This is a genomic window from Paraburkholderia sp. J11-2, assembly GCF_905220185.1.
Lineage (GTDB): Bacteria > Pseudomonadota > Gammaproteobacteria > Burkholderiales > Burkholderiaceae > Paraburkholderia.
In genome coordinates this window covers 336,723-358,632 of sequence record NZ_CAJMYY010000004.1, presented here as the reverse complement: position 1 = coordinate 358,632, position 21,910 = coordinate 336,723, and the positions used below count along the sequence as shown (strand labels likewise).

18 protein-coding genes are annotated in these 21,910 nt (G+C 64.4%); 12 read left to right on the top strand and 6 right to left on the bottom strand.

All coding sequences use genetic code 11. The annotated features are described in order from the left end of the window. Positions 1–85 precede the first annotated feature (85 nt). Together U5A57_RS08165 and U5A57_RS08160 are read left to right on the top strand one after the other, a co-directional pair. A complete protein-coding gene (locus tag U5A57_RS08165; RefSeq protein WP_321909727.1) occupies positions 86–1,609 on the top strand; it encodes an AMP nucleosidase in 1,524 nt (507 codons plus the stop codon). 83 nt (positions 1,610–1,692) lie between these two features. After that, positions 1,693–2,907, top strand: coding sequence for an MFS transporter (locus U5A57_RS08160; protein ID WP_321909725.1), 1,215 nt, complete (start codon positions 1,693–1,695; stop codon positions 2,905–2,907). A 30-nt stretch (positions 2,908–2,937) separates the two neighbouring features. Here the strand turns inward: U5A57_RS08160 and U5A57_RS08155 are convergent, their stop codons facing one another. Next, positions 2,938–3,465, bottom strand: coding sequence for a chromate transporter (locus U5A57_RS08155; RefSeq protein WP_321909723.1), 528 nt, complete (start codon positions 3,463–3,465; stop codon positions 2,938–2,940). Then, on the bottom strand, positions 3,462–4,073 hold the full coding sequence (locus tag U5A57_RS08150; protein ID WP_321909721.1) for a chromate transporter: 612 nt from the start codon (positions 4,071–4,073) through the stop codon (positions 3,462–3,464). The genes U5A57_RS08155 and U5A57_RS08150 overlap by 4 nt, the downstream gene beginning before the upstream one ends. Positions 4,074–4,173: 100 nt before the next feature. Here U5A57_RS08150 and U5A57_RS08145 point away from each other — a divergent pair, with 100 nt between their 5' ends. Then, entirely contained in the window at positions 4,174–5,100 is a 927-nt protein-coding gene (locus U5A57_RS08145) for a transcriptional regulator GcvA (protein ID WP_321909718.1), read from the top strand. Between the two features lie 89 nt (positions 5,101–5,189). On the opposite strand, the gene U5A57_RS08140 is transcribed toward U5A57_RS08145, so the two are convergent. After that, positions 5,190–5,963, bottom strand: coding sequence for a TIGR00730 family Rossman fold protein (locus tag U5A57_RS08140; RefSeq protein ID WP_321909716.1), 774 nt, complete (start codon positions 5,961–5,963; stop codon positions 5,190–5,192). Between the two features lies 1 nt (position 5,964). Between U5A57_RS08140 and polA the strand changes: the two genes are divergently transcribed. The 3 genes from polA (at position 5,965) to U5A57_RS08125 (ending at position 11,341) form a co-directional block, all read left to right on the top strand. Next, positions 5,965–8,766 (top strand): DNA polymerase I, encoded by a 2,802-nt coding sequence (gene polA, locus U5A57_RS08135; protein ID WP_321909858.1) that lies wholly within the window; start codon positions 5,965–5,967, stop codon positions 8,764–8,766. 256 nt (positions 8,767–9,022) lie between these two features. Next, positions 9,023–10,399: an NAD(P)/FAD-dependent oxidoreductase gene (locus U5A57_RS08130; RefSeq protein WP_321909713.1), complete on the top strand. Its 1,377-nt coding sequence runs from the start codon at positions 9,023–9,025 to the stop codon at positions 10,397–10,399. Between the two features lie 69 nt (positions 10,400–10,468). After that, entirely contained in the window at positions 10,469–11,341 is an 873-nt protein-coding gene (locus tag U5A57_RS08125) for a dienelactone hydrolase family protein (protein WP_321909712.1), read from the top strand. Between the two features lie 27 nt (positions 11,342–11,368). On the opposite strand, the gene U5A57_RS08120 is transcribed toward U5A57_RS08125, so the two are convergent. Together U5A57_RS08120 and U5A57_RS08115 are read right to left on the bottom strand one after the other, a co-directional pair. Further along, on the bottom strand, positions 11,369–12,238 hold the full coding sequence (locus U5A57_RS08120; protein ID WP_321909709.1) for a sulfurtransferase: 870 nt from the start codon (positions 12,236–12,238) through the stop codon (positions 11,369–11,371). A 149-nt stretch (positions 12,239–12,387) separates the two neighbouring features. Further along, positions 12,388–13,494, bottom strand: a complete 1,107-nt coding sequence (locus U5A57_RS08115; RefSeq protein WP_321909707.1) for an aromatic ring-hydroxylating dioxygenase subunit alpha — start codon at positions 13,492–13,494, stop codon at positions 12,388–12,390. 307 nt (positions 13,495–13,801) lie between these two features. Between U5A57_RS08115 and U5A57_RS08110 the strand changes: the two genes are divergently transcribed. The 5 genes from U5A57_RS08110 (at position 13,802) to U5A57_RS08090 (ending at position 19,444) form a co-directional block, all read left to right on the top strand. Next, on the top strand, positions 13,802–14,116 hold the full coding sequence (locus tag U5A57_RS08110; protein WP_321909706.1) for an exodeoxyribonuclease VII small subunit: 315 nt from the start codon (positions 13,802–13,804) through the stop codon (positions 14,114–14,116). Beyond that, the gene (locus U5A57_RS08105) at positions 14,113–14,994 is read left to right on the top strand and encodes a farnesyl diphosphate synthase (RefSeq protein WP_321909704.1); all 882 of its coding nucleotides are present in this window, start codon (positions 14,113–14,115) and stop codon (positions 14,992–14,994) included. The genes U5A57_RS08110 and U5A57_RS08105 overlap by 4 nt, the downstream gene beginning before the upstream one ends. Positions 14,995–15,080: 86 nt before the next feature. Further along, entirely contained in the window at positions 15,081–16,988 is a 1,908-nt protein-coding gene (dxs, locus tag U5A57_RS08100) for a 1-deoxy-D-xylulose-5-phosphate synthase (protein ID WP_321909701.1), read from the top strand. 161 nt (positions 16,989–17,149) lie between these two features. After that, the gene (gene folE2, locus U5A57_RS08095; protein ID WP_321909699.1) at positions 17,150–17,956 is read left to right on the top strand and encodes a GTP cyclohydrolase FolE2; all 807 of its coding nucleotides are present in this window, start codon (positions 17,150–17,152) and stop codon (positions 17,954–17,956) included. A 372-nt stretch (positions 17,957–18,328) separates the two neighbouring features. Beyond that, a complete protein-coding gene (locus U5A57_RS08090; protein WP_321909696.1) occupies positions 18,329–19,444 on the top strand; it encodes a porin in 1,116 nt (371 codons plus the stop codon). A 41-nt stretch (positions 19,445–19,485) separates the two neighbouring features. On the opposite strand, the gene tsaD is transcribed toward U5A57_RS08090, so the two are convergent. Further along, on the bottom strand, positions 19,486–20,511 hold the full coding sequence (gene tsaD, locus U5A57_RS08085) for a tRNA (adenosine(37)-N6)-threonylcarbamoyltransferase complex transferase subunit TsaD (protein ID WP_321909694.1): 1,026 nt from the start codon (positions 20,509–20,511) through the stop codon (positions 19,486–19,488). Positions 20,512–20,680: 169 nt separating this feature from the next. Here tsaD and U5A57_RS08080 point away from each other — a divergent pair, with 169 nt between their 5' ends. Further along, positions 20,681–21,901, top strand: coding sequence for an NAD(P)/FAD-dependent oxidoreductase (locus U5A57_RS08080; RefSeq protein WP_321909691.1), 1,221 nt, complete (start codon positions 20,681–20,683; stop codon positions 21,899–21,901). Positions 21,902–21,910 lie beyond the last annotated feature (9 nt).

The window sequence follows — 21,910 nt, the reverse complement described above, 5'->3', positions numbered from 1 at the left end:
AAGCCCTGGACGCGGCGAGGTTCGTCGCCAGAAATTCGTGGCTTCCGTGGTAATGTGGACCCATCAAACGGAGAGGCGAACGAAGATGAAGAACGACTACCTGCGGCCCCTCATGACGCCGGCGCACGACTTCCCGGACGAATCTTTCGACGACGCCGCCGACGCCGTGGCGCGCCTCTCGAGCATTTACGAAGCGAATACGTCTTTCCTGCGCGACGCGTTTGCGCGCTATCGCCGCGGCGAGGCGTTCGACCGTCGCGTGCGCGCGTGCTACCCGTTCGTGCGCATCCGCACCAACGTCAACACACATATCGACTCACGCCGCTCGTACGGTTTCGTGGCCGGCCCAGGCGTGTTCGAGACCACCGTCACGCGGCCCGACCTGTTCGGCAATTACTATCGCGAGCAGTTGCGCCTGCTCGCGAAGAACCATCACGTGGCTATCGAAGTGGGCGTATCGGATCAGCCGATTCCCGTGCACTTCGCGTTCGCCGAAGGCATCCACCTCGAAGGCGATCTCGACCGCGAACGCCTCTTCGCCATGCGCGACGTGTTCGATGTGCCCGATCTCGCGCAGCTCGACGACCGCATCGTGAACGGCACTTACGAGCCGGAGCCGGGCGAGCCGCATCCGCTTGCGCTCTTCACCGCGCCGCGCGTGGACTTCTCGCTGCACCGGCTCAAGCACTACACGGCTACGTCGCCCACGCACGTGCAGAACTACGTGCTCTACACGAACTACCAGTTCTATATCGACGAGTTCGTGAAGCTCGGCCGCGCGATGATGGCGCATACCGACGACGCCGACCTGCGCAACTACCGCAGCGAATACACCTCGTTCGTCGAGCCCGGCGACGTGGTGACCTACAACGCGAACCTGGGCGAGCAGGACGACGAGGGCACGGCGCCGGCGCGCCTGCCGCAAATGCCGGCCTATCACCTCAAGCGCGCGGACGGCAGCGGCATCACGATGATCAATATCGGCGTGGGCCCGTCGAACGCCAAGACGATCACCGATCACATTGCCGTGCTGCGCCCGCATGCGTGGATCATGCTTGGCCACTGCGCGGGCCTGCGCAATACGCAGCGCCTGGGCGACTACGTGCTCGCGCACGGCTATGTGCGCGAGGATCACGTGCTCGACGCCGATTTGCCGCTGTGGGTGCCCATTCCGGCGCTCGCGGAAGTGCAGCTCGCGCTTGAGCGGGCGGTCGCGGACGTCACGAAGCTCGACGGCGTGGAACTCAAGCGCGTGATGCGCACGGGGACGGTGGCGAGCGTGGACAACCGCAACTGGGAGCTGCGCGATCATCGCGAGCCGGTGCTGCGCCTTTCGCAGAGCCGCGCGATCGCACTCGACATGGAAAGCGCGACCATCGCCGCGAACGGATTCCGCTTTCGCGTACCGTACGGCACCTTGCTATGCGTTTCCGACAAGCCGCTGCACGGCGAGCTCAAGCTGCCGGGCATGGCCGATTCGTTCTATCGCGCGCAGGTCGATCAGCATTTGCAGATCGGCGTGAAGGCGATGGAGATTCTGCGCACGAACGGCTTGCACAAGCTGCATAGCCGGAAATTGCGCAGTTTTGCGGAGGTGGCGTTTCAGTAGGCGCGTCTTGAACGACGGCGGCTGGCCACAGGCTCGCCGCCGGTTTGTCTTGTCGTTCTCGCTTACCTGACAGGAACGCAGGCGTGCGCGGGCACCTTAGACTCCTCTACCTCTCACTGCTGCTCACGCGACTCGCGGATCAGATCCTGCTATTCACCGTGCCGCTTGTCGTATTCAAGCTGTCGGGGAGCGCTGCATGGTCGGGCATCGCATTCTTCTGCGAAGCGTTGCCGCGCTATGCGGCCTTTCCGGTCTGCGGTGCGCTTTGCGACCGTGTTTCGACGCTCAAGCTGATTCGCTGGAGTCAGCATTGGCGCTCGATCGTCTGCGTTGGCGGCGTGCTTGCTTTCGCGATACACGGCAGCCTCGTGTGGCTCATCGTCATTTCGGCGGGCGCGGGCGTCCTCACGACGCAAGGCTTCATGGCGCGCGAAGCCATGTTGCCGCGCATCTTTCATGGCGACGCCTACCGTAAAAGTCTCTCGTACACGCAGATCGCGGATCAGTTGGGGACCGTCCTGGGACCGCTCGCAGCAGCGGGCTTACTGGGCGTTTCGGGCTGGGAGTACGTGGTGTTGGCCACAGCCGCGATTTTCCTCGCGTCCGATATCGCGTTTTCACTTTGGGCTGCGGGGCAGCAGGTGCCGGTGTTCGATCAAGCGCATCCTCGCCGGAACTGGCTCGTCCCGTATCGCATTGCGTTCGTGCACATCGTCGCGATACCCGGCTTGCTGGAAATGATCCTGCTTGCGGCTGGGGTGAATCTCGTCATTGGCGTGACGCTCGCGACATCGGCGGCCATGTTCACGGGGGTGTATGGTCAGACGGCTTCAGCCTATGCGTGGCTGCAGGTGGCCGGCTCGATCGCAACGGTCGTCGTGCTGACGTTCGTCGCTCATGTGAAGCTGCCCGCGCGCGTATCGGGCGCGGTCTCCTATCTGCTGATCGTGCTAGGCGGTTTGTTGACGGGGTGGAAATCGCTGCCTTTTGTCTATGTCGCAGGCTTTCTCGCGGTCATCGGCTTTGACAAGATGTTCAGCGTATTCATGCGTGGGGTGCGGCAACGGCTGATTCCCGCGGAGGACTTCGGCAAGACCGTGGGTCTGATCGCACTACTTAACAATCTGACCCAGCCGCTTGCCGGGCTGCTGGTTGGGCTCTGCGCGTCGCGCCTGGGAACGGAGGCCGTCATTCTCGCGCTGACCCTGTGCATGGCATTGATCGGAATCGCACTGGTCGCGCGGGTGGCAATCGGCGGCAGGCGTGCGGCGTGGATGGTGAATATCGAGGAAGCCTGAATCGCACCATCCCCAACCCCCGCCGTCACTTCACTGCCCAAACCCCAACAACCCGATCAGACTCCCCGCGCCAAGCAGCCACAGCGGGTGAATCTTCGTGCGAAACGCGAGCACGGCGCACACGCCGGTAATCGCCCACGCGATCCACGAAGGATCTGAAGCCTTCGCAATCAGCACCGCGCTCGCGGCCACGAGGCCCGCCGTTACCGGCACGAGCCCCTTTTGCGCGATGCGACGCCACGGGCGGTCCTTGAAGCGGTCCCACGCATGCAGTGCGGCGATCGTGACGAGCGACGACGGTCCGAACTTCGCAATCGACGTGACCAGCATGCCCGCCCAGCCGGCCACGTGCCAGCCCACCAGCGTCACGACCATCATGTTCGGCCCCGGGGCGGCCTGGGCAAGCGCGAAGAGCGCGCTGAACTCGCTTGCGGGCATCCAGTGGTGCACCTCGACGACCTGACGCTGCATCTCGGGCAGGATCGTGTTGCCGCCGCCGAATGCGAGCAGCGAGAGCTGGCTGAAGATTGCAGCGAGCGCAACGAGTGTGGCGGTCATCGCGAGCCTCCTTCCTTGCGCGCCGCGCGGGCCGCGAGCGCGATGCCGACTGGCGTCAGCACGAGCATGGTGGGCAAAAGGGGCGTGCGCAGCACGGCAATGGCCACGAAGCCGAGCGCGGCGACGACGGCCGCGGCGGGGTCGCGCCGCAGCGGCAGCACGATCTTCAGCGCCATCGAGACGAGCAGCCCGGCGGCCGCCGCGGCGAGCCCCACGAACAAGTGCCGCACGTGCGGGTCGTTTTGCGTGCGCTCGTAGAGCACGCCGAGCCCGATCACGACGAGCGACGGACCCGCGATCAGGCCGAGAATGCCCGCGAGCGCACCGCGCCAGCCCTGAAATCGCATGCCGAGCGCAACCGACAGGTTGATGACGTTGCCGCCCGGCAAAAACTGGCAGAGCCCGAGCAGGTCGGTGAACTCGCTGGCGCTGAGCCAGCGGCGCTGCTCGACGATGGTGCGGCGCGCCAATGGCAGGGCGCCGCCAAACGATGTGAAGCCAAGACCGAGGAAGCCGTAGAACAGATCGCGCACCGTGGGCGTGTGCAGGCCGTCGTCCGTGCCGGTCGCGGCAGCGGTAGCGGCGGGCGATGAGATGGGTTGTTTCATGAATGGAAGGGACCTCTGAGGCAAGTTCGGAGATTAAGCCCAATCGCGCGCGCGGCAAAACGATTTCTATGGCGCGCTCTTGTGATCTACACTCACAAGGATGGCACGCTCCCTTCCTCCCTTTCCCGCGCTGCGCGCGTTCGAAGCCGCAGCGCGGCACAACAGCTTCTCCGCCGCGGCGGGCGAGCTCAATGTGACTCACGGTGCCATCAGCCGGCAGGTGGCCGCGCTCGAGGCGTGGGTCGGCGTGCAGGTGTTTCATCGTCACGGCAAGCGGGTCGCGCTGACCGAGGACGGGCGGCGCTACCTGGCCGCTGTGCAATCGGCATTCGACGACATCGCGCGCGCAACCAACCAGTTACGCGACACGGGCGTGGTGCACGTGCTGCGCGTGAATGCGCTACCTACCTTCGCGATGAAATGGCTGCTGCCGCGGCTCTCGCAGTTTCAGCGTCTCGCGCCGAACGTCGAGTTGCGCCTGTCCACCTCGAACGCGCCGGTCGAGACGCTCGAAGGCTTCGACGTGGCCGTGCGGCGCGGTCCGGCCCACTGGCCCGACTGCGAGGCCGGTCATTTCCTTGATGAGATGGAGCTGCCGGTGTGCAGCCCGGCGCTGCTCAAACGCGCGCCGATTCACCAGGCGGGCGATCTGGCGCGCCATGTGCTGCTGCATTCGGACACGCGTCCCGATGCGTGGCGTACGTGGCTTGCGGCCGCGGGGGTAAAGGCCAAATGCCGGAAGAAGCAGTCGTTCGACCACTTCTACCTGGCCTTGCAGGCTGCCGTGGATGGTCTTGGCGTGGCGCTCGGCCCACTGCCGCTGCTCGACGACGAACTCGCTTCAGGGCGTCTCGTCACCCCGCTGGCAGGACCGCATCTCGACGCGCGCGGTTACTGGTGGGTGGCGCGCCGCGAGGTGGCGCAAGCGCCGCTCGTCTCGCAGTTTTGCCGCTGGCTGGAGGAGCAGGCGAGCGCGCGGGCGCCGCTCGGTGCGTCCGGCGTGCCCGCAAGCGCGGAGAAAGCATGAGGAGTGTGAGGCGCTCAAGCGCGAGCGGTGCGCAGGCCTACGGAAACATTAACCGCAAGCCATCCGCACGCTGCGCTTGAAGCGCTGCATCAGAGGTAGAACATCCGGTCTTCGTCGGAGTCGCGGTCACGGTCGCGGCGCGCTGGGTGTTCCTTGCCGGCATCTTCGGCGGTGTCTGCATCTTCGTAGAACTTGAGAACGGCTTCGAGCACCTGGTCGGGGTCGTCGATCACCTGCATCAAGTCCATGTCTTCGGGATTGATGAGGCCCATCGGCACGAGCGCCGAGCGGAACCAGTCGAGCAGGCCCTTCCAGAACGTGCTGCCCACCAGAATGATGGGCACGTGACGCGACTTTTTCGTCTGGATGAGCGTGAGCACCTCGGCCAGTTCGTCGAGCGTGCCGAAGCCGCCGGGCATGACGATCACGGCGTCCGAGTTCTTCACGAACGTGACCTTGCGCGTGAAGAAATGGCGAAAACGCAGCGAAATGTCCTGCCACTGGTTGCCCGACTGCTCGTGCGGCAACTCGATGTTCAGGCCCACCGAAGGCGACTTGCCCGCATGCGCGCCCTGGTTCGCGGCTTCCATGATGCCGGGGCCGCCACCGGAGATCACGGCGAAGCCCGCGTCCGAGACTTTTCGCGCGATCGTGCTGGCGAGCTGGTAGTACTCCGACTCCGGTTTCAGGCGGGCGGAGCCATAGATGCTGACCGCTGGCCGGATCTCGGACAGGTACTCGGTCGCCTCAATAAACTCTGCCATAATCGTGAACATCTGCCACGATGCGCGCGCCTTCTTGGCCGTCGCGCGCTCTTGATCTGCGAGTGAACGCAGACTCGGAATCACTTTTCTCTTGTCCATAATGCCTGAAGAACTACGCGTGGAAACGAAGCTACAAAATGAGCTGGAAGGGAAGACCCTGCTGCTGGTCGACGGTTCTAGCTATCTCTATCGGGCCTTCCATGCGATGCCGGACCTGCGCGGTCCCGACGGCGAACCGACGGGCGCGCTATACGGCATCATCAACATGCTGCGTCGCATGCGCAAGGACGTTACGGCAGAGTATAGCGCGTGCGTGTTCGATGCAAAGGGCAAGACGTTCCGCGACGACTGGTACCCCGAGTACAAGGCCAACCGGCCTTCCATGCCCGAGCCGCTCGCAGCACAAATCGAGCCCATTCACACGGCGGTGCGCGCGCTCGGCTGGCCGCTTCTGATGATCGAAGGCGTCGAGGCCGACGACGTGATCGGCACGCTCGCCCGCGAGGCGGAAAAGCGCGGCATGAAGGTCATCGTTTCCACGGGCGACAAGGACTTGGCGCAGCTCGTCACGGACCACGTCACGCTCATCAACACGATGACGAACGAAACGCTCGATCGCGAAGGCGTGATCGCGAAGTTCGGCGTGCCGCCCGAGCGCATCATCGATTATCTCTCGCTCATCGGCGACACCGTCGACAACGTGCCGGGCGTGAACAAGTGCGGCCCGAAGACCGCAGTGAAGTGGCTCACGCAATACGATTCGCTCGATGGCGTGATCGCGCATGCGGACGAAATCAAGGGCGCCGTGGGCGGCTATCTGCGCGACGCGCTCGACTTCCTGCCGATGGCGCGCAAGCTCGTCACGGTGGAAACGGCTTGTGACCTCGCGCCGCATCTCGAGACGATCGAAGCGTCGCTCGCGACGCGCCCCGAAGCGCGCGAAGAACTGCGCGATATCTTCGCGCGCCACGGTTTCAAGACCTGGCTGCGCGAAGTGACCGAAGTGAGCCAGCAGAGCGAAACGGTGCCCGCCGCAACCCAAGGCGACGCCCCCGAGAAAGACGCGATCGTGCAGCCCGCGCTCTTCGTCGATGCGCCGCGCCATTACGAAACGATCCAGACGTGGCCGCAGTTCGATACGTGGCTCAAGAGAATCGAGGCCGCCGAACTCACGGCGTTCGACACCGAGACCACGGCGCTCGATCCGATGGTCGCGAAGCTCGTTGGCATGTCGTTCTCGACGGAGCCGGGCGTGGCCGCGTATTTGCCGCTCGCGCATCGCGGCCCGGACGCGCCCGATCAACTGCCGCAGGGCGAAGTGCTCGCGCGCCTGAAGCCGTGGCTCGAAAGCGAAAAGCACAAGAAAGTCGGCCAGCACATGAAGTATGACGAGCAGGTGCTCGCGAACTACGGTATCGAGCTGAACGGCGTGGAGCATGACACGCTGCTCGAATCGTATGTGCTCGAATCGCATCGCAGTCACGACATGGACAGCCTCGCGCTGCGCCATCTCGGCATCAAGACGATCAAGTACGAAGAGGTGGCAGGCAAGGGCGCGCAGCAGATCGGCTTCGACGATGTCTCGCTGGAAAAGGCCGCCGAATACGCTGCCGAAGACGCCGACGTCACGCTGCAACTGCACCGCGCGCTCTATCCGCAGATCGCGCCGGAGAAGGGCCTCGACTACGTCTATCGCAACATCGAATTGCCTACGTCGCGCGTGCTGCGCAAGATGGAGCGCAACGGTGTGCTCATCGACACCGAACGGCTCGAGAAGCAGAGCGCCGAGATCGCCGTGCGGCTCATTGCGCTCGAACAGGAAGCGTATGCGCTCGCGGGCGGCGAATTCAACCTCGGTTCGCCCAAGCAGATTGGCCAGATCTTCTTCGAGAAGCTGCAACTGCCGGTTGTGAAGAAAACGCCTAGCGGCGCGCCTTCCACCGACGAAGAAGTGCTGCAAAAGCTCGCCGAAGATTACCCGCTGCCCAAGATCCTGCTCGAGCATCGCGGTCTTGCCAAGCTCAAGTCGACGTACACCGACAAGCTGCCGCGCATGGTCAATGCGCAAACGGGCCGCGTGCACACGAACTACGCGCAGGCCGTGGCGGTCACGGGCCGGCTTGCGTCGAACGATCCGAATCTGCAGAACATCCCCGTGCGCACGGGCGAAGGGCGCCGCATTCGCGAAGCGTTCATCGCGCCGCCGGGTCACAAGATCGTTTCCGCCGACTACTCGCAGATCGAACTGCGCATCATGGCGCATATCTCGGGCGACGAGTCGCTGCTCGCCGCGTTCGCACGCGGCGACGACATTCACCGCGCCACGGCCGCCGAGGTGTTCGGCGTCACGCCGCTCGAAGTGAGCTCGGACCAGCGGCGCATCGCGAAGGTCATCAATTTCGGCCTGATTTACGGTATGAGCGCGTTCGGGCTCGCATCGAATCTCGGCATTACGCGCGACGCGGCGAAGCTTTATATCGACCGCTATTTCGCGCGCTATCCGGGCGTGGCGCGCTACATGGACGAAACGCGCATGGATGCGAAGTCGCGCGGCTATGTGGAGACCGTGTTCGGCCGCCGTCTGTGGCTGCCCGAGATCAATGGCGGCAACGGCCCGCGCCGCCAGGCCGCCGAGCGCGCCGCCATCAACGCGCCCATGCAGGGCACGGCTGCCGACCTCATCAAGCTTTCCATGGTCGCGGTGCAGAAGTGGCTTGACGAACGCAAGATCGGCACGAAGATGATCATGCAGGTGCACGATGAACTGGTGCTCGAAGTCCCGGGCGACGAACTCGCCGAGGTGCGCAAGCGCTTGCCCGAACTGATGTGCTCGGTGGCGCAGCTCAAGGTTCCGCTCGTGGCCGAAGTCGGTGTGGGCGAAAACTGGGAAGAGGCGCACTGAAGCCGTACCGAAGGCGTTGCAGTGCTTAGTGCAGCTCTACTAAGTACATACTGAATGCGCTGTACCGCAACAAAGACCTAACTGCACGCGCGCGATAAGGCAAGCCTCGCGTGCGTGATGTCGCGAATGCGCGCCGCAAGGGTTGCCGCCGCGCGCTCCGTCAGCCGACAATGATTTGATCGAAGGCCGGTGCCCCGCGCGTGATGTTGCCGATGCATCGGCCTTTCTATCGCCTTTCGACATGCACGGAGAGTCTATGCATCGCTTTATCGTTGTGGGAGGAGGCGCAGGCGGGCTGGAACTGGCAACACGGCTCGGCGATCGTTACGGCGAAGCGCGCGCGAAGCGGGGCAAGCCGCAAGCGGCATCGGTCACCCTGGTCGACCGCAATCCAACGCATATCTGGAAACCGCTCCTGCACGAAGTTGCGGCGGGCAGCATGGATCCGTTCACGCATCAGCTCGAATATCCGGCGCAGGCGCGCTGGCATGGCTTCGAGTTCCAGCAGGGCGAACTGATCGGGCTCGACCGCGCGGCGAAGCGCATCACGCTCGGGCGCGTGCTCGACGAAGACGGTGCGGAAATGCTGCCCGAGCGCGTGTTGGAGTACGACACGCTGGTGCTCGCCATCGGCAGCACGACGCACTTTTTCGGCGTGCCGGGCGCGGCCGAGAACTCCATCGCGCTCGATACCGTCGAGCAGGCCGAGCGCTTTCGCAAGCGCCTGATCGCCGCGTGCATGCGCGCCGAACATCTGGCGCCCGAAAGCGTCGCGGCGGAGGTGACGGCAGACGATCTCACACCGGCCATGAACGGGGGCGGCGAGCCGCGCGTGCAAGTGGCGATCATCGGCGCAGGCGCGACGGGCGTCGAGCTTTCCGCCGAGTTGCGCAACACCGCGCAGGTGCTTTCGGCCTATGGGCTGCACAAGCTCGATCCGCGGCACGACGTGGGCATCGTGCTGATCGAGGCGGGCACGCGCATCCTGCCTGCGTTGCCCGAGCGCGTTTCTTCGGCCACGGCGGAGCTGCTGAACAAGCTCGGTGTGAAGCTGCTGACTGGCGAGCGCGTGACCGAGGTTGCGCCGGGCGTCGTGCGCACGGCAAGCGGCAAGAACCTGCGCGCGGACCTCACGGTCTGGGCCGCGGGCATCACTGCGCCGGCTGTGCTCTCGCGGCTCGATGGCCTCACCGTCAACAAGCTCGGCCAACTCATCGTGCGCCGTACGCTGCAAACCGAACTCGACGACAACATTTTCGCGCTCGGCGATTGCGCGGCCTGTGATTGGCCGGGCCACGAACGCGGTGTGCCGCCCCGTGCGCAGGCCGCGCACCAGCAAGCCACGTTCCTGTTCAAGTCGCTTGGCAATCTGCTCGCCGGCAAGCCGCTGGAGGAGTTCACCTATCGCGACTTCGGCTCGCTGGTGTCGCTCGGCCACTTCAGCGCGGTCGGTAATCTGATGGGCGGGCTGATCGGCGGGAATATGTTGATCGAAGGATTGTTTGCCCGTTTCATGTACATGTCGCTGTACCGGCTGCACATCGCGGCGCTGCACGGCTACGCGCGCATGGTGCTCGATACCTTCGCGCACTGGCTGCGCCGCACGACATTGCCGCGTGTGAAGCTGCACTGAGCGGCGCTTGCGCGGAGGGCGCAGCGCTATTCTGCTTGTTTTCGCAGTTTGACCTCAAAGGAGCGCTGCATGCTGAAACCCGAAGTCGATAGCCTCGTCCCGCACGTGCCGTTCAACCGGCGTACCTTCATCAAGGCGGCGCTCGGCAGCGGATTCGCCGCTGCCGTGCTGCCCGTCTCCGCGCAAACCATCCACACCGACAGCGAAGGTCTCGAAGCCGGCGAGATCGGCTTTCAGTCGGGCGGCACGCTCATCCCGGCGTATCGCGCCCAGCCGCGCGGCAAGACGCATCTGCCTGTCATCATCGTGATCCACGAGATCTTCGGCGTGCACGAGCATATCGCCGATGTGTGCCGCCGCTTCGCGAAGCTCGGCTATCTGGCCATCGCGCCGGACTTCTTCGTGCGCCAGGGCGATGCCTCGGCGTACCCGACGATTCAGCAGATCAACGACAACATCGCGAGCAAGGTGCCCGACGCGCAGGTGATCGGCGACATCGACGCGGCCATTGCCTGGGCAGGCGAACATGGCGGCGACACGAAGCGCGTAGGCGTGAACGGATTTTGCTGGGGCGGGCGCTATGCGTGGCTCTATGCCGAGCACGACCCGCACATCAAGGCGGCAGTGGTGTGGTATGGGCGCGTGGCGGGACCGCACACGGCGAACGCGCCGAGCAATCCGCTCGATCTCGCGAACACCTTGCAGGTGCCGGTGCTCGCCATGTACGGCTTGCAGGACCAGAGCATCCCGCAGGACACGCTCGAGCAGATGAAGGCCGCTATCGCGCAAGGTCCGCAGGGCGGGCGCGGCTCGCAAATCGTCGTGTACAACGACGCGGGCCACGCATTCTTCGCTGACTACCGCCCGAGCTATCGCAAGGCGGATGCCGAAGACGGCTGGAAGCGCGCGATTGCCTGGTTCGAGGAGCACGGCGAGAGCTGACGCCGTGCCTGGTTCCAGGCTCCCGGCTTAGGGGTTGGGGCCCGTGGCGACCGGCCGCGATGGGTCGGCGCTCCATTCGCTCCACGATCCGGGGTAGAGCGCCGCGCCGTGCAGGCCGGCGATCTCCATCGCGAGTGCGTTGTGGCAGGCGGTCACACCCGAGCCGCATTGCAGGACCACGTGTTCGGGCGTGATACCGGGCAGCACGGCGGTGAATTCCTCGCGCAGCGTATGCGCCGACTTGAAGCGGCCGTCTGCCGTCAGGTTGTCCTGATAAAACCGATTGCGCGCGCCAGGAATATGGCCGCCCACCGGGTCGATCGTTTCGTTCTCGCCGCGATAGCGGTCGGCGGCGCGCGCGTCGACGACCGTGAGTTCGTGCGTGGCGAGATTGCGTACGATGGCCTGCGCATCCACCGTCACCTGGAGCGGTGCACCGGCCTTGAAGGTGCCGCGAGCGGGCGTGGGCACGTCGCGCACGAGCGGGAAGCCGGCTGCTTCCCATGCCTTGAGGCCGCCGTCGAGCACGGCCACCGAGTCGTGGCCGAGCCAGCGCAAGAGCCACCACAGGCGCGCGGCGTAGGCGCCGCCTTGTGCGTCGTACGCGACGACCTGCTGGCCTTCGTTGAGCCCGTGCAGCGAGAGTGTGGCGACGAGCGCCGAACGGTCGGGCAGCGGGTGGCGGCCGTTCTTGCCGGTCTTCGGGCCCGAGAGGTCGCGGTCCAGATGCAGGTATTGCGCGCCGGGCAGATGGCCGAGCGCATAGCCATTTTCACCGGCGGCGGGGTCGGCGAGATCGAAGCGGCAGTCGAAGACCAGCACGCTGCCCGGCGCGGCGGTCAGGCGTTCGTGCAGATTGGCGGCCGAGATCAGTGTGGTGTAGTGCGTGTGGGGCATGACGGCTCCTTGATTCGTGCAAGGCCGCCATCTCCAGCTATACAACGGCCCGATGCCGTCAGTCTAAACAAAAAGACGGGCCTAAGCCCGTCTTTCCGTCATGCGTTCCGCATTGCTCATGATCGCCAGAGGCTTGCGCCTGCCGGGCATCAGATCGGTCCCAGCTCGCGGCGCAGGAACTCGTGGAAGTGCTGCATGCCGTCTTCCATCGGGCTCTGGTACGGGCCGACTTCCGAAACGCCGCGCTCGAAGAGCGCACGGCGGCCGGCGTCCATGCGCTCGGCAATTTCGTCGTCTTCGACGGCCGTCTCCATATAGGCGGCGCGCTCGGCCTCGACGAACTCGCGCTCGAACAGCGTGATTTCCTCGGGGTAATAGAACTCGACGATGTTCGTCGTCTTCTGCGTGCCCTGGGGGATCAGCCACGAAACGACGAGCACGTGCGGATACCACTCGATCATGAGATTCGGGTAGTACACCATCCAGATCGCGCCGAACTCGGGCGGCACGCCATTGCGAAAGCGCAGGACCTCGTCGTGCCACTTGCGGTACGTCGGGCTGCCCGGCTTGCCGAGGTGATTGTGCACGCCGACCGTCTGCACGCTATACCAGTCGCCAAACTCCCACTGGAGGTCGTCGCACGACACGAAGTTGCCGAGGCCCGGGTGGAACGGCACGACGTGATAGTCTTCCAGATAGACCTCGATGAAGGTCTTCCAGTTGTAGTTGCACTCGTGGACCTCGACGTGATCGAACATATAGTCCGTAAAGTCGAGGTGTTTCGCCGGCCCAAGGCGTGCAAGATCGCGCGCGACGTCGCGGCCCGCGGATTCGAAGAGCAGCCCGTTCCACTTCTGCAGCGGCGAGCTGTTCAGATTCAGACACGGCTTGTCCGCGAAGTGCGGTGCGCCGAGCAGTTCGCCCTTGAGGTCATAGGTCCAGCGATGCAGCGGACATACAATGTTGTCTGCCGTGCCGCGACCGTTTAGCATGATGGCCTGGCGGTGCCGGCACACGTTCGAGAGCAGTTCGATCTCGTTGCTCTTGTTGCGAACGAGCACGCGGCCTTCTTTCTCGCCAGGCAGCGCAAAATAGTTTCCCGCCTCGGGCACCATGAGTTCGTGCCCGACGTAGCGAGGACCCTTCTGGAAAAGCGTGTCGATTTCGCGCTTGAGTAGCGCTTCGTCAAAATAAGCGGTGACTGGCAGCTGGCTGTGGATAGACTTCAGCTGCAATGCATTGCTCAGATTGGACATTCCCACTCCCGATGAAGACGTGAAAGCAGTGAACAACCCAACCATCGAAGATTCGATTTAGGGAGCCGGCGATTATACCCGGTTACCCCGTCATGGGGTAGCTAAGTGACTGATTTTTGCCAAAATTACACCGGAAAGACGGCAGAAAATCAGGAAATATGAGACAAATGCACGGGGAATCGGGCCGTCTGGAACCGATCTGTACTGTCCCCGAGTGTGTGGTCGAGAGAGTACACAAGCCGGGGAGCGGGTCGAAAGGGACCTTTTGCCGTAGAATGTCCGCCTTGTTTCATTCTGGCGACGACTCATGGCGAAATCCGCAACGAAAGACCGCGCTGGCGCGGGCGAAAGCGCAGCCGGGCTGGCCGAGGGCGAAACCCTGCCCGAGAGCTACGAGGCGGCGCTTGCGGAGCTCGACGGGCTCGTTGCACGCATGGAAGGCGGCAGCCTGAGCCTGGAAGAATCGCTAGCGGCGTATCGTCGCGGCGCGGCGCTCGTGCGCTTCTGCCAGCAGCAGCTCGAAAAGGTTGAACAACAGGTGCGCGTGCTCGACGGCGAGACGTTGCGGCCCGTGCCCCTCAATACGACAGACTCCGCAGCGGGCGGAGACGACGATCTATGACATTTGACCAATGGACCCGGCAGGTACTCGACCGGGTCGAAAGCGCGCTCGATCACTATTTGCCGGCTGCCGACGTGCTGCCGGCGCCGCTGCATGACGCCATGCGTTATGCCGTGATGGGCGGCGGCAAGCGGGTGCGTCCGCTTCTGTGCCACGCGGCGGGCGAACTCACGAACGCCACGCCCGAAGCGCTCGACGCGGCGGCTTGCGCGCTCGAAATGATTCACGTCTACTCGCTCGTGCACGACGACATGCCGTGCATGGACGACGACGACATGCGTCGCGGCAAACCCACCGTACACGTCAAATATGACGAACCGACGGCGCTCCTCGTGGGCGATGCGCTGCAGTCGCAAGCCTTCGTCGCGCTGACGTCCGATGTGCTCAGCGCTGAGCGCCAGGCCTCGCTCGTGCGCGAGCTCGCGCTGGCTAGCGGCTCGATCGGCATGGCCGGCGGCCAGGCCATCGACCTCGCGAGCGTGGGCCATTCGCTCACCCGCGAGCAACTCGAGACCATGCACCGCCTGAAGACCGGCGCGCTCCTGCGCGCCGCGGTCCGCATGGGGGCGCTTGCGGGCGAGACGCCTTCGGCGCAAAGCCTTGCCGCGCTCGACAAATACGCAGCGGCCGTGGGCCTCGCATTCCAGGTGGTGGACGACATTCTCGACGTCACCGCCGACTCCGCAACGCTCGGCAAGACCGCGGGCAAGGACGCGAAGGACGGCAAGCCGACCTACGTGTCGATTATCGGTCTTGATGCCTCGCGTGCACTCGCGCAGCAGTTGCGCGCCGACGCGCACGCGGCGCTCGAACCGTTCGGCGCGCGCGCACAGCGCCTCGCCGAACTCGCTGACCTGGTGGTGAACCGGGTGAGCTGATCGCGCCAACCCGCCCACGCGCATGAAATGGGATGTAATGCGCAGAACAAGTGCGGGAGCGCCAGTTTTCCTACAATGGAACGACGATGTACGACTTGCTGAAAACCATTGACGACCCGGCGGATTTGCGCCGCCTTGATCGCCGCCAGTTGCAACCGCTTGCCGACGAACTGCGTGCCTTCGTTCTCGAGAGCGTCTCGCAAACGGGCGGCCACTTGTCGTCCAACCTCGGTACGGTCGAACTGACGATCGCGCTGCACTACGTGTTCGACACGCCGCGCGACCGCATCGTCTGGGACGTGGGCCATCAGACCTATCCGCACAAGATCCTGACGGGCCGCCGCGACCAGATGTCGACGCTGCGCCAACTCGGCGGCATTTCGGGCTTCCCGAAACGCGACGAGTCGCCGTATGACACGTTCGGCACCGCGCACTCGAGCACGTCGATCTCGGCGGCGCTCGGCATGGCCGTGGCGAGCAAGCTCAAGGGCGACAACGCCATGGGCATCGCCGTGATCGGCGACGGCGCGATGACGGCCGGCATGGCGTTCGAGGCGCTGAACAACGGCGGCGTCGAAGACGACGTGCCGCTGCTCGTCATCCTCAACGACAACGACATGTCGATTTCGCCGCCGGTGGGCGCGCTCAATCGCCATCTCGCGCGCCTCATGTCGGGCCGCTTCTACGCCGCCGCACGCGCAGGCGTGGAGCGCGTGCTGCGCCATGCGCCGCCGGTGCTCGACCTCGCGCGCAAGCTCGAAGAGCACGCGAAGGGCATGATCGTGCCGGCCACGCTGTTCGAGGAATTCGGCTTCAACTACATCGGGCCGATCGACGGTCACGACCTCGATTCGCTGATCCCGACGCTGCAGAACATCAAGGAACTGCGCGGCCCGCAATTCCTGCACGTCGTGACGAAGAAAGGCCAGGGCTACAAGCTCGCCGAAGCCGACCCGGTCCTGTACCACGGTCCCGGCAAGTTCAACCCGGCTGAAGGCATCAAGCCGTCGGCAACGCCCGCGAAGAAGACCTACACGCAGGTGTTCGGCGAATGGCTGTGCGACGCGGCCGAGCTCGACCACCGCGTGATCGGCATCACGCCGGCCATGCGCGAAGGCTCGGGCATGGTGGAGTTCGAAAAGCGCTTCCCGGACCGTTACTACGACGTGGGCATTGCCGAGCAGCACGCGGTGACGTTCGCGGGCGGTATCGCAGCCGAGGGCCTGAAGCCCGTGGTCGCGATCTACTCGACCTTCCTGCAGCGCGCCTACGACCAGCTGATTCACGACGTGGCGCTGCAGAACCTGCCGGTCGTGTTCGCCATCGACCGCGCGGGTCTCGTCGGCGCCGATGGCGCGACGCACGCGGGCGCCTACGATCTCGCGTTCATGCGCTGCATTCCGAACATGATGATCATGGCGGCGTCCGACGAAAACGAATGCCGCCAGATGCTGTACACGGCACTCCAGCAGGACTGCCCGACGGCCGTGCGCTACCCGCGCGGCGCGGGCACGGGTGTTGCGACCGTCAAGCAGATGGCCGCGCTGCCGGTGGGCAAGGGGGAAGTCCGCCGCGAGAGCAAGGCGCCGGCAGGCAGCCGCATTGCGATTCTCGCGTTCGGCACGATGGTTGCGCCGTCCCTCGCCGCAGCGCAAGAGCTGGACGCCACCGTGGCGAACATGCGCTTCGTGAAGCCGCTCGACGCGGAACTCGTGAAACAGCTCGCCGAAACGCACGATTACATCGTGACCGTGGAGGAAGGCTGCATCATGGGCGGCGCCGGTTCGGCCTGCGTGGAAGCCCTCCTTGAAAGTGGGGTTATCAAGCCCGTACTACAATTGGGCCTCCCCGACCGCTTCATCGACCACGGCGACCCGGCAAAGCTGCTGGCGGGCTGTGGGCTCGACGCAGCAGGGATCGCGAAGTCCATTCGCGAACGCTTTCTCGACAAGGCGGCGAATGTGTCCGGCAAGTCGGTGATGCGCGTCGCGTAAGGTCGATCGAGGCTGCTCCAGGTTAATTGGCGCCTCGCGCCAGACCATTCACATTTGAACTGGCGGGCGGGTTTCGTACCCGGCTTTCCGCCAGCAAACGCCGGCTCATGCCGGCGTTTGCCATTTGCGCGCCGCACTCGGCGCGGCTTGAGGATAAGAACATGAATCAGATGAACCCGGCCTTCGTGATGCCGGACGTCCAAAGCTCCGTCGATACCCGTCAGATCGTGATCCAGCGCGTGGGCGTGAAGGCCGTGCGCCATCCGCTCACCGTGAAGACGGGCGCGGGTGACGTCCAGCCGAGCGTCGGCATGTGGAACCTCGACGTTCATCTGCCGGCCGACCAGAAGGGCACGCACATGTCGCGCTTCGTCGCGCTGCTCGAAGAGAACAAGGCGCCGCTCGAGCCCGCCACGTTCCGCGCGATGCTGGCAGCGATGCTCGCGAAACTCGAATCGCAGGCGGGCCGGATCGAAGTCACGTTCCCGTATTTCGTGAAGAAAGTCGCGCCGGTTTCTGGCGTGGAAAGTCTGCTGGACTACGAAGTGACGCTCACGGGCGACGTGCGCAACGGTCAAACGCGCCTCTTCCTCAAGGTGCTCGTGCCCGTGACGAGCCTGTGCCCGTGTTCGAAGAAGATCTCGCAATACGGTGCGCACAACCAGCGCTCGCACGTGACGATGAACGTCGAGTTCGAAGGCGATCTACCGGTTGAGGACCTCATTCGCATTGCCGAAGAAGAGGCGTCGTGCGAACTGTGGGGCCTGCTCAAGCGCCCGGACGAGAAGTTCGTGACCGAGCGCGCGTATGAAAACCCCAAGTTCGTCGAAGACCTCGTGCGCGACGTGGCCGTGCGCCTGAATGCCGATGCGCGCGTGATCGCCTATACGCTCGAAGCCGAAAATTTCGAGTCGATCCATAATCACAGCGCCTACGCCGTGATCGAGCACGACAAGCGCGTGGCGTAAAGCTGGCCGCCTGGTTGCGCCATCCGCAAAAAAGCCGCCCTTGGGCGGCTTTTTGCTTCTACGGCGGCAAGCACGTTACTGCACAAGCGACGTCGAATCCCGGCGCACTTCATTTCACTCAGACAAGCATTGCTTTGTAATCCTGACATTCTTTTCCTAAATATTTCCTTGAGCCCTTTCTGAACTGTCGCGCTTTCGCCAGCGCAGCATACGCGGTTTCGCATAGACGAACGCGCGCTTGAGGTGCGGCAAGGCTACAGCCTGCCTTCGTCGTTATAACTCCACTTCGGTGCAACGTCATCACGCGCCGGCATACGCACCCGCGAGCGACGGCCAACGCATCAATGAGAAACAGTCAGTGGAGGAGACATCATGGGCTTTTGCATAAAGAGCATTTGCGGTGCAGCACTGATTCTGGCGGTGAGCGGTGCGAGTGCGCAAACGAGCGTCACGTTGTATGGCGTTGCCGACGCGTTCGTCCAGTTCCTCAACAATGGCGGCAAGCAATCGTGGTCGCAACGCAGCGGAGGGGGTGTGCCGTCGCGCTTCGGCATCAAGGGCTCGGGGGATCTCGGCGGCGGCCTGAGAGCCGTATTTACGCTCGAAAATGGTTTCAACATCAACAATGGCACTGCCTTTGCCGATACGGGCGCCATGTTCTATCGACAGTCGTGGGTGGGGCTTGCGCACGAGAAGTACGGCACGGTCTCCCTGGGGCGCCAGTATCAGCCGACTTTCTGGGTGCTCTACCCAGGCGACCCGTTCCTTGCCAATGAAGTGATATCGCTGCTAGCCGCAGCGGGCAATGTCGTCGACCGTAATACGGTTGGCTTGCAGTCGAGCGGCGGGCGCTCGAGCAATTCGGTCGTCTATCGGTCACCGAGTCTCAAAGGGCTCCAGCTGCTGGCCATGTACGCGTTCCAGTCCAGCGTGACACAGCCTGCGCCGCAAACGAACGGCAATATCGTCGATGTTGCCGCCACGTGGTCGGGCTATGGTCTCTATGCGGGGATTGCGTACCAGTATCAGCATCCGGGCACGAAGACTCTGGCCAGCTTGCCGTCCGTCCTGAATACGGCAGGAACCGAGCATTTCAATACTGCGCTCGCTTATCAGATAGGGATCGTCAATCTTCAGTTCATCTACGGATATCATCGCCCGAAGCACGACGACGCGAGTCCGCTCGCGACGCAGCTTTCGGCCGTGCATTCGTATAGCTTGATACAAGCCGGCGCCACGGTTCAAGTCACGCCCGCGGATTCAATCGAAATCGCGGCGCTGCAACGCGCCGTACGCGGCGTGCATGACAATATGTGGGCCGTGCAACTGGGTGTCGACCACAGTCTTTCGAAGCGGACGTCCATCTATGCGCGCGCGGGCTACATGAAGAACAATGGCTCGTCCACGATGAGCTGGTCTGGCGTGAGCGTGACGGCCCCGGCTACCAAACAAACGCTGGCAGTCGTAGGCATGACACAGCGTTTCTGAGTTTCAGGTGTTGGCGGATCGATCCGCGATGCGCTCGGCGCTTACTGCGCGAGCGAAGTCAAATCCCAGCGCGGCTTCACCGTGAACGCATAATCGCGCGTGGCTTGCTCGGGCCAGCGCTTCAGGCGCAGCGCGCCCGCGAGCGCGATCATCGCGCCGTTGTCGGTGCACAGAGACAAATCGGGGTAATGCACCTCGAAGCCGCGCTTTTGCGCCGCCGCCGAAAGCGTCTCGCGCAACTGCTTGTTCGCACCCACACCGCCCGCCACCACGAGGCGCTTCATCTTCGTGCGCTTGAGCGCGGCGAGCGACTTCGCGGCCAGCACCTCGACGGCGGCATCGACGAAACCGCGCGCGATATCGGCCTTGCCCTGTTCGCAGATATTCGTGCCGAGCTTCTTCACTTGCGTGAGCACGGCCGTCTTGAGTCCGCTGAAGCTGAAGTCGAGATCGCCCGAATGCAGCATCGGGCGGGGCAGTTCTACCGCGCCAGGTGTGCCGAACTCCGCAAGGCGCGAGACTTCAGGGCCGCCCGGATAGCCGAGGCCAAGCAGCTTGGCCGTTTTGTCGAAGGCTTCGCCGGCGGCGTCGTCGAGGGTTTCGCCGAGGGTTTCGTACACGCCCACGTCGGTCACGCGCATCAGTTGCGTGTGGCCGCCCGACACCAGCAGCGCGACAAACGGAAACGGCGGCGGCGCGTCGACCAGCAGCGGCGAAAGCAGGTGCCCTTCGAGATGGTGAATGCCCACGGTCGGACGATTCCAGGCCATGGCGAGCGCGTTGGCGATGCTCGCGCCCACGAGCAGCGCGCCCGCGAGGCCGGGACCTTGCGTGAAGGCGATGGCGTCGATGTCGCTTTTCGCCGCGCCGCTCTTCGCGAGCACTTCCTCGAGCAACGGCAGCGCGCGGCGGATATGGTCGCGCGAGGCAAGCTCCGGCACGACGCCGCCGTACTCGCGGTGCATGGCGATCTGCGAGTGCAGCGCGTGCGCGAGCAGGCCGCGCTCGCTGTCGTAGAGCGCGAGGCCGGTTTCGTCGCAGGAGCTTTCGATGCCGAGAACGAGCATGATGTGGGTCGCGGCGACAGTTTCGCGCGGGACGAACCGCTAAAAACCGTCGCTAAATCAAGAATTAAGAGAACATAAAAGTATAGCAGCGCGCGTGAAAGCCGGCTGGGGGCCGCAAGCGGAGCCCCCCGCGGACAAGCCCCGCCGCCGCACAGGTAGAATGCGCGCCATGGAATCTTTCGACATCGCCGTGATCGGCGCAGGGGCGGCCGGCATGATGTGCGCGGCGGTGGCTGGCCAGCAGGGCGCCCGCGTGGCGTTGATCGACCACGCCCCGCGCCTAGCGGAAAAAATCCGCATCTCGGGCGGCGGGCGCTGCAACTTCACGAACCTGCACGCGAGCCCGGCCAACTATCTTTCGAACAACCCGCATTTCTGCCGTTCGGCGCTCGCGCGCTACACGCCGCGCGACTTCCTCGCGCTGCTGCGCCAGCATCGCGTGACCTGGCACGAAAAGCACAAGGGCCAGCTTTTCTGCGATCAGTCGAGCGAGACGATCATCGATGTCCTGCGCGCCGAATGCGACGCCGGCCGCGTGTCGTGGCGCCGCCCGCTGCCGGTGGAAGCAGTGAGCCATGCCGACGGCGCGGGCTTTACGCTCGGCACGCCGCAGGGCGAGATACGCGCGAAAGCGCTCGTGATCGCGACGGGCGGCCTGTCGATCCCGAAGATCGGCGCTACCGATTTCGCGTATCGCGTTGCGAAGCAGTTCGGCCACAAGCTGATCGATACGCGTCCGGCGCTCGTGCCGCTCACGTTCGCGCAGGACGAGTGGACGCCCTACGTGCCGCTCGCGGGCGTGTCGCTCGAAGTTCACGTGGCGACGGGCGAGCGCAAAACCGGCGGCGCCTTCGATGAAGACCTGCTCTTCACGCACCGAGGCCTTTCCGGACCCGGCGTCTTGCAAATTTCGAGCTTCTGGCAGCCGGGCCAGCCGATCCGCGTGAACTTGCTGCCCGAGCACGATCCGGCGGCGGCCTTGATCGAGGCCAAGGGCGCGACGAAACGCCAGATCGGCAATCTGCTCGCCGAGTGGGTGCCGGCGCGGCTAGCGCATGTGTGGCTGGAGGCGCATCAAGTGAAGGCCGACGCACGTATCGCCGATCTGCCGGATAAAACGCTGCGCAAGATCGGCGAAGGGCTCGCCCAGTGGACGCTCACACCCACTGGCACCGAAGGCTACAAGAAGGCGGAAGTCACGCGCGGCGGCGTGGACACGCGCGAGCTTTCCTCGGCGACGATGATGAGCCAGCGCGTGCCTGGCCTCTACTTCGTGGGCGAAGCCGTGGACGTGACGGGTTGGCTTGGCGGCTACAACTTCCAGTGGGCGTGGGCCTCGGGCGTCGCGGCCGGGGAGGCCGCCGCCCAGTATTCGGCGAGCGCAAGCTGATTTTCTGAC

Bases quoted from the DNA above. Each gene is read 5' to 3' on its own strand.
- U5A57_RS08165 (WP_321909727.1), top strand. From the start codon at position 86: ATGAAGAACGACTACCTGCGGCCCCTCATGACGCCGGCGCACGACTTC.
- U5A57_RS08155 (WP_321909723.1), bottom strand. From the start codon at position 3,465: ATGACCGCCACACTCGTTGCGCTCGCTGCAATCTTCAGCCAGCTCTCG.
- U5A57_RS08150 (WP_321909721.1), bottom strand. From the start codon at position 4,073: ATGAAACAACCCATCTCATCGCCCGCCGCTACCGCTGCCGCGACCGGC.
- U5A57_RS08145 (WP_321909718.1), top strand. From the start codon at position 4,174: ATGGCACGCTCCCTTCCTCCCTTTCCCGCGCTGCGCGCGTTCGAAGCC.
- U5A57_RS08140 (WP_321909716.1), bottom strand. From the start codon at position 5,963: ATGGACAAGAGAAAAGTGATTCCGAGTCTGCGTTCACTCGCAGATCAA.
- polA (WP_321909858.1), top strand. From the start codon at position 5,965: ATGCCTGAAGAACTACGCGTGGAAACGAAGCTACAAAATGAGCTGGAA.
- U5A57_RS08130 (WP_321909713.1), top strand. From the start codon at position 9,023: ATGCATCGCTTTATCGTTGTGGGAGGAGGCGCAGGCGGGCTGGAACTG.
- U5A57_RS08125 (WP_321909712.1), top strand. From the start codon at position 10,469: ATGCTGAAACCCGAAGTCGATAGCCTCGTCCCGCACGTGCCGTTCAAC.
- U5A57_RS08120 (WP_321909709.1), bottom strand. From the start codon at position 12,238: ATGCCCCACACGCACTACACCACACTGATCTCGGCCGCCAATCTGCAC.
- U5A57_RS08115 (WP_321909707.1), bottom strand. From the start codon at position 13,494: ATGTCCAATCTGAGCAATGCATTGCAGCTGAAGTCTATCCACAGCCAG.
- U5A57_RS08110 (WP_321909706.1), top strand. From the start codon at position 13,802: ATGGCGAAATCCGCAACGAAAGACCGCGCTGGCGCGGGCGAAAGCGCA.
- U5A57_RS08105 (WP_321909704.1), top strand. From the start codon at position 14,113: ATGACATTTGACCAATGGACCCGGCAGGTACTCGACCGGGTCGAAAGC.
- dxs (WP_321909701.1), top strand. From the start codon at position 15,081: ATGTACGACTTGCTGAAAACCATTGACGACCCGGCGGATTTGCGCCGC.
- folE2 (WP_321909699.1), top strand. From the start codon at position 17,150: ATGAATCAGATGAACCCGGCCTTCGTGATGCCGGACGTCCAAAGCTCC.
- U5A57_RS08090 (WP_321909696.1), top strand. From the start codon at position 18,329: ATGGGCTTTTGCATAAAGAGCATTTGCGGTGCAGCACTGATTCTGGCG.
- tsaD (WP_321909694.1), bottom strand. From the start codon at position 20,511: ATGCTCGTTCTCGGCATCGAAAGCTCCTGCGACGAAACCGGCCTCGCG.
- U5A57_RS08080 (WP_321909691.1), top strand. From the start codon at position 20,681: ATGGAATCTTTCGACATCGCCGTGATCGGCGCAGGGGCGGCCGGCATG.